We start from the raw sequence: 11,693 nt of genomic DNA on the forward strand, positions 1-11,693 counted from the left end.
ATCATCATCTCAACCGCCCCGGCCAGACCCTCGAAGAAGGCCCCGCCGCGTCGGTGAACGGGCTTATACGGCCACCTACACACACCGTCAATCAAAAAATCATATAAAAATCAAAAAACTGACTTTTTATGAAAATCCTTGAACCACTGGGCAAATTTCATAACCCCATCCTCAAGCGAGACGCTCGGAGTCCAGCCACATAATGCTTTCACATCCTCCAGGCTCGCCCAGGTTCTCTCCATATCCGCCACGGGACGAGCTTGATGTTCTATGCATGCAGATCGCCCGAGATGTTTTTCCAGCAGAGCAATCAGTGTCGTCACTTTTTCCGGGCGATCTCCACCCAGATTCAAGATGCGCGCCTCACCCACTTGAGGAGGAACGTCCATGATCGAAAGAACACCCGATGTGATGTCAGCTATATAGGTGAAATCCCGAGACAGTCCTTTTCCCTCATAAAGGGTGACCGGACGCCCCTCGCAGATAGCTTTCGCGAAACCGTAATAAGCCATGTCTGGCCGACCCCACGGCCCATAGACGGTAAAGAACCGCAAGCCTGTCTGTGGAATACCGTGAAGATAAGCATATGCGGAGGCCGTGAGCTCACCTGCGCGCTTTGTAACCGCATAAAGTGAACCCGGCTCATCCACGCGATCACTCTCTTTGAAAGGCAACGACTGGTTGCGACCATAGACTGAGGACGAAGACGCATAGACAAAATGCTTCAACCTTTTCAGGCTTCTGGATGCCTCCAGCAAAACAACCTGCCCCATGACATTCGCTTGTACATAGGAATACGGGTCTATGAGTGAGTATCGAACTCCCGCCTGAGCTGCCAGATGAATGATGACTTCAATATCAGAATGACCATCAATGACTGATCGCATAGCCTCGCGGTCAGACACGTCCTTCTGCTCGAACACAAACCCTTTTTGACACGTCAGTCTGTTCAGGCGCGCCGTTTTCAAGAGCGGGTCATAATAATCATTCAGCGTATCAACGCCGACTACCTCCATGCCTCGCGCCAGCAAGGCATGCGAGACGTGAAAACCGATAAATCCCGCTGCCCCGGTAACTAAAACCTTCACGTATCAGTGCTTCAGTGCCGGGCTACTTACAGTATCCCCCACGCGGATACCCAACTCTTCCGTAACCCCTCCAGCAAGCTCAAGCGTGTTGGCCACAACCCCGTCACTGCTCAGGATTGCCTCACTCAGCGGCACCGCCTTCTCCGCAATGGCATGAACATGATTGGTGGAATCAATGAAAACGATATCGAGGGATACCAGTGTGTTCCTCATCCACATGTCGGAAACCTGCGGTTGCGGCCAAAGGAAAAGCATTCCCTTGTTTTTGGGCAGCTCCTTGCGGAACATTTCGCCGACTTCCTGCTCCCTGTAGGTTTTGGCCAACTCCACCGTAAACGAGTGCTTAACTCCGTCTTGCGTCGTGATTGTCAAAGGTGCTGTCGGAAGAACAGGCTGTGCCTGACGAATAGGTTCTTCTGCAGCATAGGCGGAAGCCGTCATACCGCTCGCGAGAACACCTATCGCACCTAATATGGAACAAGCCATCACACGCATGGGAAACCCTCTTTGAAATTTATCGTTCAGAAACAAGAAATGGATTGGACCGGCGTTCTTCCCCAATGGTCGTGGGCATTCCATGACCACACAGCACCACAGTCTCATCCGGCAAACTCATGAGATGTTGGCGAATACCTGCAATCAGCGCAGGAGCATCCCCATAAGCAAAATCGGTTCGGCCTACCGTCCTGCGGAACAATGTATCGCCAACAATGGCACGACGACTGCCATGATCCACAAACACGATATGCCCTGGCGTATGTCCGGGAATATGACGCACCTCGATATCATGGCCCAGAAGCTGGAGTGTCTCACCACTTTCCAGAAAGCGGTCCGGAACAACACTCACCATCCCTGTCATACCAAAATGCGCAGCCTGTTTCTCAATACTACTCAGCAGGAACGCATCACGCCGATCTGGCCCGAGAACAGGCACAGGATCTGATTGAATCTTATTTAGGCGTTCCCGCAGTTCATCAGCGCCACCAGCATGATCAAGATGTCCATGCGTAAGAAGAATAGCCTCAACCGTCAGTCCACGGAGCTGGGAGAGTAGTTCATCCACATCCCCCCCTGGATCGACCACCACGGCATGGTTCCGTTCGTCCCAGAGGATCGTGCAATTCTGCCGGATCGGCGTCACAGGCACTCTTTTGACATTCAAAGGGACCACGGTTTTTTCTCCCGCACGGCCAGTTTAGCGATACCTCCCGGCGATACCGCGTCCCACCCCCTACGACAAGGGAGCCAAGAGGTGATTGACCGCTTCTTAAAGCCGCCTCACTCTGGGGCTTTCCAATCTCGGGATCAGGATACCCCCCATGAGCCGCATCATTCGCACAGAACCCAACGCCATTCTTTCCAAGGCTGTGGAATATCATGGCTTTGTTTTCACCCAAGGCGTTGTTGCCTCAGACCTGTCACAAGATATCGATGGCCAGACCAAAGACGTCCTGGCTCAACTCGACGCCATTCTTGAAGAACACGGCACAGACAATACCCGCATTCTTCAGGCACAGATCTGGCTTAAAGACATCGCAGACCGCAATGCTCTCAACACGCACTGGTCCGCATGGCTCCCGGAAGGACTAGCTCCTGCACGCGCCTGCGTTCAGGCTGTCATGGCTGACCCACGCATCCTCGTGGAAATCATGCTGACAACCACGAAATAAGCCACCCAACCAAATACGGCACAATTAAGGCAGAATGCGACACGAGAAAGATTTTCATTAGAAATGAAAATTTAACCCTCAGTGATGCATTCTGCCCTTGTCAGGGTTGCATGAAGATTGTTAGCTCCCTGTAACCCGAACGACACAAGCCTATTCAGGATCAAAAAGATCGTGACGCATAAAAGTTGCCGGAAAACATTTTTCTCTGCCCTGGCGCTCTCCGCTGTCATGTTCTTTGCGAGTCATGCACAGGCCAAACACCTCCGTAGTTCACACGGTGGTCATGGTGTCTTCCGCTCCCATCGCGCATCTCATGCGTACCATCATCACACCTTTTCAACTGCGCACGTCATTCAGTGCGTAGCCTATGCAAAGGAAGCATCTGCCGTCGTGTTGCACGGCAATGCACGGGATTGGTGGTACAACGCTGCAGGCCGATACGCCCGTGGTAACGCTCCGGAAGCGGGATCGGTTCTAAATTTCCGTGGCATCCGTCGTATGCCTCTGGGTCACGTCGCTGTGGTACGGGCTGTCGAGAACAACCGTACGATCTATATTGACCAGTCTCACTGGGCATCCAATGGCATTGCGCACAACGTGCGCGTCGTTGACGTATCACCCAACAATGACTGGAGCGCCGTTCGCGTTGCCCTTAACGACCGTAGCGGCCGCCTTGGTAGCATCTACCCGACATACGGCTTCATCTATGGCCGCGCAGACGATGGTCGCCAAGCTCCGCAGGTCCTGGTCGCTCGCGAAAGCCATGCAACCACCTTCCGTCATCGTGCGATCTTCAGAGGATCGAATGCTCTGAGTCATCCGATGAGCAACACGGAAGTTGCAGAAGCCCCAGACGATGCATTCACATCTGACGCTCCGAACCGGTCCATCCGATAAGAAGACTTCAGATGCAAAAAGCGGGGCTTAAAGCCCCGCTTTTTTTATGTCCAATCGTTCAGAGACGGCTTAATCCGGCCGACTGTCTTTATGATAAGGATGGTTCGAATTGATAGCCTGAGCCCGAAAGACCTGCTCGGCAATCATCACACGCACAAGCATATGCGGCCAAGTCATAGCCCCTAGAGCAATAACGGCATCAGCTCTCTGGATCACTGATCCATCCAGCCCTTCTGCTCCCCCAATCAAAAAATGTAACGGACGGCCAGTTTCCTGCCACCGAGCAAACGTGGCTGCAAACTGCAGGCTGCTAAACGTCTTTCCCCCCTCATCAAGGGCAATGACAAAAGCATTCTCAGGACAGGCTCCCAAAAGCCCCACAGCATCCTTGCGCTTCTGCTCCATAACGGAGCCTTTGGACGGCGCAATCTCTGTCACCGTCAGCACAGGACGAATCCGGGCAGCGTAACGGTCAAACAGTTCCCGTTCAGGCCCGGACTTCAATCGCCCAATAGCAACGAGCTTCATTCAGCCCTGCTCTTCGTCCTTACCGACAGTCACTTCGGATTCGCTAGAATCCAGATCAGAGCCCCACATTTTCTCAAGGGCATAGAGCTCACGGCTCTCTGGCTTGAAGAGATGAACAACAACATCCCCTGCATCCAGAAGGACCCAGTCACTGCCATTCGCGCCTTCAACCAGAACCCGGTTGAAGCCATCTTCCCCCAGCTTTTTCTCAATATGGTGGGCCATGGCTGCAATCTGACGATCTGCCAGACCCGTTGCCACAACCATACGGTCTGCAAAGTTGGCGCGGCCAACCAGATCCAGAACCACGATGTCCTCTGCCTTGTCTTCCTCAAGGCTGGCCGTGATGATGGACAGCATTTTTGTCAGAACATCAGGCTGCACAGGCTCGCGCTTGACGGCAGTCTTCTTGGGGCCAGCAGCAGCAGCCTTCTTGCGAGGCGTTCCAGGCACCTTGGCAGCCTCGGCCAGTGCCGCATCAGGGGTGCTGGTTTTCCGACGCGTGGTCTTGGCCTTCGGGTCGGTTGAGGTCGTCTTGGTGATGGCTTTTACTCCTGATCCGGTTCCAGACAGATTTGCCCGGACTCTCGCAACGCTGTAGCCGATATATCGTTCTGCGGCGCAGAAAGGAACGTCCATGCGCATCCTTTTCTTTGCGCCAGTATAGCAGCCTCCCTCGAAGGCCGTCGATTTCGCCGTAAAGCAGACGCCGCAGCGCCGTGCAAAGCAGGCGTTACACTCCCTGGCCGAGGCAGAATCGCTATAGGCACCATACGGGCCAGCATCCTCCAGTTTTTCCAGCGAGAAAATTGCGCCAGCCCATCTGCTCCCATCAACCAGACAAACTGAACATGAGGAAAGCGCTTCTGAAGCAATGCCACAGTCTTCACTGTAAAACGCTGTTTCAGCCTTGCTTCGATATCCGTAGCACAGATTCGACGGCCATCAGCGATCTTCCGGGCTGACGCAAGGCGCGCCCTGAACGATCCCATGCCCTTTCGAGGCTTGAGAGGATTCCCAGGTGAGACCATCAGCCACACCTGATCCAATCGCAGAGAGCGCAACGCCTGCTGAGCCACCTTCAGATGACCATAATGCGCCGGATTGAAAGAGCCACCCAGCAGCCCAATCCGCATACGTCGGCCATCGCCAAACGTCGGGATCGTATTCAGCCCCGCACCTGTCCGTTGCCAAGCACTTCGTAGCGATAACACGTCAACTGTTCGAGCCCCACCGGGCCTCGCGCATGCATCCGTCCCGTGGCAATGCCGATTTCAGCCCCAAAGCCAAATTCACCCCCATCACAGAACTGAGTCGATGCATTCCACAGCACAACTGCACTATCGGTCCCATTCATGAACGCCGCAGCAATCTCAGGATCTTCAGCGATAATCGCTTCCGTATGAGCACTGCCATGGCGCGCGATATGGTCGAGAGCCTCTTCAACGCCATCAACAACAGCGATGGAGAGAATCGAATCCAGCCACTCCGTATCGAAATCGGCGGCACTGGCAGGAGGCAAGGTTGAAACTATAGATCTGGCAGTTTCATCCGCCCGGAATGTGCAGCCCTTGGCAGCCAGATCATCCACAATGTGCGGCAGGAGCGACGGAGCAATCGCCCGATCAATCAGAAGCGTTTCTGTGGCCCCACAGATTCCCGTACGGCGCATCTTGGCATCCAGTAGAACCCGACGCGCCATTTCAGGATCAGCACTGGCATGAACATAGGTGTGATTCAGTCCATCGGCATGGGCCAGAACAGGCACCCGCGCCTCACGCTGAACGCGTTCCACCAAAGTTTTTCCACCACGTGGAATAATGAGGTCCACGCCCTCAGCAGCCTGAAGGAGCGCACCCACAAGAGTACGATCGGCAGACGGCAAAATCTGTACACAAGCCGGATCAAGACCCGCAGCCGTCAGCCCTTCAACCATCGCCGCATGAATTGCGCGCGCCGAATTCAGGCTTTCGCCTCCACCACGTAAAATGACAGCATTGCCAGACTTGATGCAAAGAGCCGCAGCATCAGCCCCAACATTCGGCCGGCTTTCGTAAATCATGCCGATGACACCGAGCGGCACAGCAACACGACGGAACAGCAACCCGTTAGGGCGCTCCCATTCTGCGAGAATGCGTCCAAGCGGATCAGGGAGCTTTGCGACGTCTTCCAGACCCTTTGCCATGGCCTCAACGCGCCCAGGCGTTAAAGTTAGGCGGTCCCGGAATGCAGCCGTCCGATCATCAGAAAGCCCGGCCAGATCCTGCTCGTTTGCCGCAACGATTGCTACGCTGTTGGCACGAAGTGCCTGAGCAGCAGCATTCAGTGCCAGATTACGCGTCGCCTCGTCTGCTCGCGCCAATCCACGAGCAGCCTGACGGGCCTTATCCGTCAGCCCTTTCAGAATAGCCGCAGCATCAGACATTGAATCGGAACAGGAGAATATCTCCGTCCTGCACAACATATTCCTTGCCTTCGATCCGCAACTTCCCAGCCTCCTTAGCGCCTGCTTCACCATTGCAGGCCACATAGTCGTCAAAAGCAACTGTTTCGCAGGCAATGAAGCCACGCTCGAAATCATTGTGAATGACAGCAGCAGCCTGAGGCGCCTTCACACCTGCCGTAATAGTCCAGGCACGAGCTTCCTTCGGGCCAACCGTGAAGTATGTCCGCAGACCCAGCAGGCGATAGCCCGCTGCAATCACACGATCCAGACCACTGTCGCTCAGACCAAGCCCCTCAAGGAACTCCGTGCGATCTTCCTGCGGCAACTGGCTAACCTCAGCCTCAATCGCAGCAGACACGATCACAACGCCAGCGCCCTCTTCCTCAGCCCGCTTCCGAACTGCCTCAGAGTGAGCATTGCCGGTCGCCGCAGCAGCTTCCTCGACGTTACAGACATACAGAACCGGCTTCGTCGTCAGAAGCTGAAGACGCGCAGCCTCACCTTCCTGACCTTTCGGCACGGCGGTGCGGGCAGGCTTGCCATCACGCAGAGCCACAATCAGCGGCTCCATAAGCTCAAGCTGCGCCTGTGCTTCGCGATCATTTCCACGCGCACGCTTCTGAAGATTGATCTGGCGCTTCTCAAGACTTTCCAGATCAGAAAGCATCAGCTCGGTCTCAATGATGTCCGCATCCCGAACCGGATCGACCCCACCTTCAACGTGGGTGATGTCATCGTCTTCAAAGCAGCGCAGAACATGAATGATCGCATCCGTCTCGCGGATATTTGCCAGAAACTGGTTTCCCAGCCCTTCACCCTTGGACGCGCCACGGACCAGACCCGCAATATCAACAAACTCAAGGCTGGTCGGAATCTCTTTCTGGGACTTACCAATCTTCACCAGAATATCCAGCCGAGGGTCCGGCACGGCAACACGGCCCGTATTCGGTTCAATGGTGCAGAATGGGTAGTTCGCTGCCTGCGCTGCGGCTGTTTCCGTCAGAGCATTGAACAACGTGGACTTGCCAACATTGGGCAGACCAACGATGCCGCAATTGAAACCCATTGTGCTCTCCATCTTTCAGGCCGCCACATCGGTCAGCCCAGTCTCAGAATTCAGTTGCCCTGTGTTCGCAGAATCCACGCCCACGGACAACACCTGCACCCTGCAAAACAGGCAGCAGAGTACGATTCCCGCCCTAGATCTCTCTCCGGCAACGATACCCGCACGTTATAACAGTGAAAAAAGCTGACCATAAGAGACCTGAAGTCTCGCGGCACTCAGGCCGTAAGCAGCGCCACTTTCGTCATGAACGCTTCATTCTCGCCCTTGGCCAGAATAGGCGCAGCATCCGCAACCGCCTCAAGCCACCGCTCAAGCTCCGGCTCTTCCGCCTTGGCGAAATTCCCCAGAACATGCCCGTGCACCCGGTCCTTGTGCCCCGGATGGCCAATGCCCATCCGCACACGCCAGTAATCCGGCCCGGAAAGACAGCGATCCATTGAGCGCAGGCCATTATGTCCTGCCGCACCACCGCCGCGTTTGATACGCAGCTTGCCGAAAGCAAGGTCGAGTTCATCATGAAAAACGGTAATGTCGGCCTGCGCGATCTTGAAGAACTGCGCGGCCTGCTGAACGCTGTCACCCGACAGGTTCATGTAGGTCATCGGCTTGAGGAGCAGAATTTTCTGCCCCCCAAGAACGCCTTCGGAAGTCTCCCCCCGAAAGCGCTTGCGCCACGGGGAAAACCCGTGACGCCTAGCGATTTCATCAACCGCCATGAAGCCGATGTTATGTCGATGACGGCTCATCCCCGGCTCGGGATTGCCGAGACCGATCCAGAGCCTCATGACTTACTTCTTCTTTGCGCCTGGCTTTGCAGTAGCAGCTGCAGCAGCGGCAGCAGCCTTGGCAGCAGCTTCAGCTTCCATTTCCGCATCGATGGTCGGCGGAGCGATAGAAGCGATCACGAGATCAGAAGCCTGATGACCCGTCAGCTTCACGCCTTCCGTACCCTTCAGGTCGGACCAGCGAACGCTGTCATGAATGTCGAGGACACTCAGATCAACAGTGAAGCTTTCCGGAATGCTGGCTGCATCAGCAGCAACGTCCACGGAATGACGGACAACGTTCAGAACCCCACCGCGCTTGATGCCAGGAGCCTTCTCTTCGCCAACGAAGATGATGGAAACCTGAACGTGCACCTTCGTGCCCGCTGCAACGCGCTGGAAGTCGATGTGAATCGGAGCATCCGTCACCGGGTGCAGCTGCACGTCACGGATCAGGGCTGCAACCGGCTCTGCGCCTTCTGCTGCCAGGTTGTACACGCGGGAGGACCAGCCACCACGGTGCAGTTCCTTCATGATCACGCGCGGATCAAGAGCAATGATGGAAGGCTCCTGCTTGCCACCATAGATTACTGCCGGAACCAGCCCGGCACGTCTCGTTGCGCGCGCTGCCCCCTTACCAGCCTTCGCGCGCGTCGAGACAGCAAGTGTCGTCAAATTAGCCACTGTTACGCTCCTGCGTATTGAATTTTGTCATCACACAGACCTCCAGGGGTGCCTGTGCGAGCGGCGAAATAGCGGAAAACTGCGCCACACACAACCTTTTTCCCAGATTCTACCTTCCTGATGCCCTACCCCAACCATGGCTGGACCCACGCCCAAACCGCCAGATAGTCTGTCACAGCCCCCATAGTCGCCTGCGTCACAGAGAATCCATGAGCATCGCCCAGCGCCTCGAACACCTACCCTTCACCCCCTTCCACCGTCGGCTCCTGATCCTTGGCGCTGTGGATACATGTTCGACGGCCTAGACTCCGCCATCGTTGCCTTCACCCTCCCGGTTCTGAAAACGCAATGGCACCTGTCCGGCCCGTCTCTCGGTATTTTGGGAAGCGCCACTTATCTGGGATACGGTCTCGGCTCCCTGCTGGCGGGTTGGTGGGCCGACAGGTCTGGCCGCCGTTCCGTCATGATGAGCGCCCTCGCGCTCTACGCCATCGGCTCTCTTCTCTCAGCAGTCTCCCACACATTCGGCGGCTTCTTCAGCGCCCGTCTTCTCGCTGGACTGGGCGCCGGCGCAGAAGCCACGATCATCGCCCCCTATCTGAGCGAGTTCGTCTCATCCCGTTATCGCGGCGCCTTCACGGCCAGCCTCACGGGCTTCTATTCTTTCGGTTATGTCGCCGCAGCCATTCTCGGATTCATGATTGTCCCCTCATCACCGGATGGCTGGCGATGGGCCTTGGTTGCCACAGCCCTACCCGTCCTGATGCTCCTCTGGTGGCGGCGTACCCTTCCCGAGTCCCCAAGATGGCTCGATCAGCAGGGGCGAACGCACGAAGCTTGTCGAATTGTCGGAGCCATCGAACAAAGCGCCGGACTGGCCGCCGGTCTTTCGACAACCCCCGATACAGCCGGACAAACAAACCGCCCCCTCAGCGATCTTTTCGCCCCCAGCCTCAGACGTTCCACTTTCATGAGCTGGGCCATGTGGCTGAGCATCACTTTCTGCTTCTACGCGTTCTTCACATGGATCCCGACCCTCATGATCGAGCGCGGCATGACTGTGACCCGCAGCTTCGCCTACGCCATCTCGATCTACGCCGCACAGCTCCCCGGATACCTGGCCTCAGCCTTCTGCACGGAACGTCTGGGCCGACGCGCCACCGTCGCCACCTTCATGATCGGCGGCGGGATCAGTGCCATCGGCATGGCCGCAAGCCAGACACCCACACAGGTCCTGCTTTTCGGAATTATGCTGTCCATGTTCATGAATGGAACCTACGGCGGCATCTATGCCTACACCCCCGAACTCTTCCCGACATCCCTGCGCGGAAGAGGCATGGGACTGGCCTCCGCAATCGCTCGTCTGGGCGCAATCTCATCGCCCGTCCTGATTGGCTGGATCTACCCGAAAGCCGGTTTCCCCGGCGTCTTCGGCCTCACAACCTGCGTCCTCCTCATAGGGGCTAGCATCACCCTTCTCTTCGGCCCCAAAACAGAAAAACGCCCGCTCGATCAGGAGCAGGCGTTCCACTGAGATCCAGAATATCCGGCCCGATCAGAGCATCGGCATCCCACCATTCACAGGTAACAGAGCGCCCGTCGTGTAACTGTTCAGCGGGTCCGCAAAATACACATAAGCCCCAGCCAGTTCCGCTGGCTGACCTGGGCGACCCAGTGGGACATCAGACCCAATGCTCTTCTGCGCTTCTTCCGGCATTCCCGTCGCAATGAACGGCGTCCAGATCGGGCCCGGCATAACCCCGTTCACCCGAATACCTCGTGACGCAAGCTGCTGCGCCATACTCACCGTAAAGTTCGCAATGGCCGCCTTCGTCATGGAATACGGCACAAGGATCTGAGGCGGCGTCTTCAGATTGACTGAAGACGTATTGATGATGGACGCCCCCGGCTTCAGATGAGGCAGAGCAGCCTTCGTCAGATAAAACAGCGCATGCGTGTTGGTATCAAAATGGCGCTTCCAATCGTCGTCACTGATATCCTCCAGATGCTCCGCCCAGTTCTGAAACGCAGCATTATTCACAAGAATATCGAGACGACCGAATTCTTCCAGAATGCGCCCAACCAGCAACTTGCAATGCGTCGCCTCACGAATATCCCCCGGCAGCAGAAGGCAGCGACGCCCCTCTGCTTCGATCTGTCCTGAAATATCCTTTGCATCCTGACTTTCGGTTTCGAGATAGGAAATCGCAACCTCCGCCCCCTCCCGAGCAAAAGCCAGTGCTACAGCGCGCCCAATTCCGGAATCGCCACCTGTAATCAGAGCCACCTGCCCCTTGAGTTTTCCAGAGCCCTGATAGGTCTTTTCCCCGTAATCAGGCTGCGGCGTCATTTTTGATGACAGCCCCGGAAAAGGCTGGCTTTGCCCCTCAAAAGGAGGCTGAGGATAACGATTGCGAGGATCAACAGGCATTCAAGCCTCCTAAACTGCATGAGAGATGCAAGTAAGGATCCGTAACGACCCACTCTTTCATTCAGTTCAGAACATTTCATCAAATTATTTTCCGGAACATTTACCGGGGACTCAGACTT

Annotated in this window: 13 protein-coding genes and 1 pseudogene; 3 read left to right on the top strand and 11 right to left on the bottom strand. The window is 55.9% G+C overall.

What is annotated here, in order from left to right; all coding sequences use genetic code 11:
- Nucleotides 1-110: 110 nt before the first annotated feature.
- Genes ABDK75_RS00005 through ABDK75_RS00015 form a run of 3 tightly spaced genes read right to left on the bottom strand, consistent with a single transcriptional unit; the run spans nt 111 to nt 2,259 of the window.
- Entirely contained in the window at nt 111-1,088 is a 978-nt protein-coding gene (locus ABDK75_RS00005; RefSeq protein WP_346004629.1) for an NAD-dependent epimerase/dehydratase family protein, read from the bottom strand.
- Nucleotides 1,089-1,091: 3 nt separating this feature from the next.
- Nucleotides 1,092-1,583, bottom strand: a complete 492-nt coding sequence (locus ABDK75_RS00010) for a DUF192 domain-containing protein (RefSeq protein ID WP_046900316.1) — start codon at nt 1,581-1,583, stop codon at nt 1,092-1,094.
- 19 nt (nt 1,584-1,602) lie between these two features.
- On the bottom strand, nt 1,603-2,259 hold the full coding sequence (locus tag ABDK75_RS00015) for an MBL fold metallo-hydrolase (RefSeq protein WP_232309341.1): 657 nt from the start codon (nt 2,257-2,259) through the stop codon (nt 1,603-1,605).
- A gap of 148 nt (nt 2,260-2,407) precedes the next feature.
- On the opposite strand from ABDK75_RS00015, the gene ABDK75_RS00020 reads away from it, so the two are divergent.
- Both ABDK75_RS00020 and ABDK75_RS00025 read left to right on the top strand, forming a co-directional pair.
- Complete coding sequence (locus tag ABDK75_RS00020) at nt 2,408-2,758, top strand: RidA family protein (RefSeq protein ID WP_046900317.1); 351 nt, start codon at nt 2,408-2,410, stop codon at nt 2,756-2,758.
- A gap of 171 nt (nt 2,759-2,929) precedes the next feature.
- Nucleotides 2,930-3,655, top strand: coding sequence for a CHAP domain-containing protein (locus ABDK75_RS00025; RefSeq protein WP_346004630.1), 726 nt, complete (start codon nt 2,930-2,932; stop codon nt 3,653-3,655).
- A gap of 69 nt (nt 3,656-3,724) precedes the next feature.
- Here the strand turns inward: ABDK75_RS00025 and ABDK75_RS00030 are convergent, their stop codons facing one another.
- The 7 genes from ABDK75_RS00030 to ABDK75_RS00060 all read right to left on the bottom strand — a co-directional run bounded on the left by ABDK75_RS00030 (nt 3,725) and on the right by ABDK75_RS00060 (nt 9,143).
- On the bottom strand, nt 3,725-4,183 hold the full coding sequence (locus ABDK75_RS00030) for a 23S rRNA (pseudouridine(1915)-N(3))-methyltransferase RlmH (protein WP_346004631.1): 459 nt from the start codon (nt 4,181-4,183) through the stop codon (nt 3,725-3,727).
- Nucleotides 4,184-4,636 (bottom strand): ribosome silencing factor, encoded by a 453-nt coding sequence (gene rsfS / locus ABDK75_RS00035; protein ID WP_203549192.1) that lies wholly within the window; start codon nt 4,634-4,636, stop codon nt 4,184-4,186.
- A 95-nt stretch (nt 4,637-4,731) separates the two neighbouring features.
- Nucleotides 4,732-5,319 (bottom strand): nicotinate-nucleotide adenylyltransferase, encoded by a 588-nt coding sequence (locus tag ABDK75_RS00040; protein WP_244591078.1) that lies wholly within the window; start codon nt 5,317-5,319, stop codon nt 4,732-4,734.
- A 32-nt stretch (nt 5,320-5,351) separates the two neighbouring features.
- A complete protein-coding gene (locus ABDK75_RS00045; RefSeq protein WP_339406879.1) occupies nt 5,352-6,608 on the bottom strand; it encodes a glutamate-5-semialdehyde dehydrogenase in 1,257 nt (418 codons plus the stop codon).
- The gene (gene ychF / locus ABDK75_RS00050; RefSeq protein ID WP_099211167.1) at nt 6,601-7,695 is read right to left on the bottom strand and encodes a redox-regulated ATPase YchF; all 1,095 of its coding nucleotides are present in this window, start codon (nt 7,693-7,695) and stop codon (nt 6,601-6,603) included. The genes ABDK75_RS00045 and ychF overlap by 8 nt, the downstream gene beginning before the upstream one ends.
- Before the next feature lie 215 nt (nt 7,696-7,910).
- Entirely contained in the window at nt 7,911-8,480 is a 570-nt protein-coding gene (gene pth / locus ABDK75_RS00055) for an aminoacyl-tRNA hydrolase (protein ID WP_339406876.1), read from the bottom strand.
- 3 nt (nt 8,481-8,483) lie between these two features.
- On the bottom strand, nt 8,484-9,143 hold the full coding sequence (locus tag ABDK75_RS00060) for a 50S ribosomal protein L25/general stress protein Ctc (protein WP_099211173.1): 660 nt from the start codon (nt 9,141-9,143) through the stop codon (nt 8,484-8,486).
- A gap of 209 nt (nt 9,144-9,352) precedes the next feature.
- Between ABDK75_RS00060 and ABDK75_RS00065 the strand changes: the two are divergent.
- A pseudogene (locus tag ABDK75_RS00065) lies at nt 9,353-10,677 on the top strand (MFS transporter).
- Between the two features lie 21 nt (nt 10,678-10,698).
- Here the strand turns inward: ABDK75_RS00065 and ABDK75_RS00070 are convergent.
- On the bottom strand, nt 10,699-11,574 hold the full coding sequence (locus ABDK75_RS00070; RefSeq protein WP_339406866.1) for an SDR family oxidoreductase: 876 nt from the start codon (nt 11,572-11,574) through the stop codon (nt 10,699-10,701).
- Between the last annotated feature and the right edge of the window lie 119 nt (nt 11,575-11,693).

Origin of the sequence: Gluconobacter sp. OJA (assembly GCF_039638325.1) — a bacterium.
Lineage (GTDB): Bacteria > Pseudomonadota > Alphaproteobacteria > Acetobacterales > Acetobacteraceae > Gluconobacter > Gluconobacter cerinus.

Excerpts from the sequence above, each read along its gene's own strand:
- ABDK75_RS00010 (WP_046900316.1), bottom strand. The coding sequence starts at position 1,583 with ATGCGTGTGATGGCTTGTTCCATATTAGGTGCGATAGGTGTTCTCGCG.
- ABDK75_RS00020 (WP_046900317.1), top strand. The coding sequence starts at position 2,408 with ATGAGCCGCATCATTCGCACAGAACCCAACGCCATTCTTTCCAAGGCT.
- ABDK75_RS00030 (WP_346004631.1), bottom strand. The coding sequence starts at position 4,183 with ATGAAGCTCGTTGCTATTGGGCGATTGAAGTCCGGGCCTGAACGGGAA.
- ABDK75_RS00040 (WP_244591078.1), bottom strand. The coding sequence starts at position 5,319 with ATGCGGATTGGGCTGCTGGGTGGCTCTTTCAATCCGGCGCATTATGGT.
- ABDK75_RS00045 (WP_339406879.1), bottom strand. The coding sequence starts at position 6,608 with ATGTCTGATGCTGCGGCTATTCTGAAAGGGCTGACGGATAAGGCCCGT.
- ychF (WP_099211167.1), bottom strand. The coding sequence starts at position 7,695 with ATGGGTTTCAATTGCGGCATCGTTGGTCTGCCCAATGTTGGCAAGTCC.
- pth (WP_339406876.1), bottom strand. The coding sequence starts at position 8,480 with ATGAGGCTCTGGATCGGTCTCGGCAATCCCGAGCCGGGGATGAGCCGT.
- ABDK75_RS00070 (WP_339406866.1), bottom strand. The coding sequence starts at position 11,574 with ATGCCTGTTGATCCTCGCAATCGTTATCCTCAGCCTCCTTTTGAGGGG.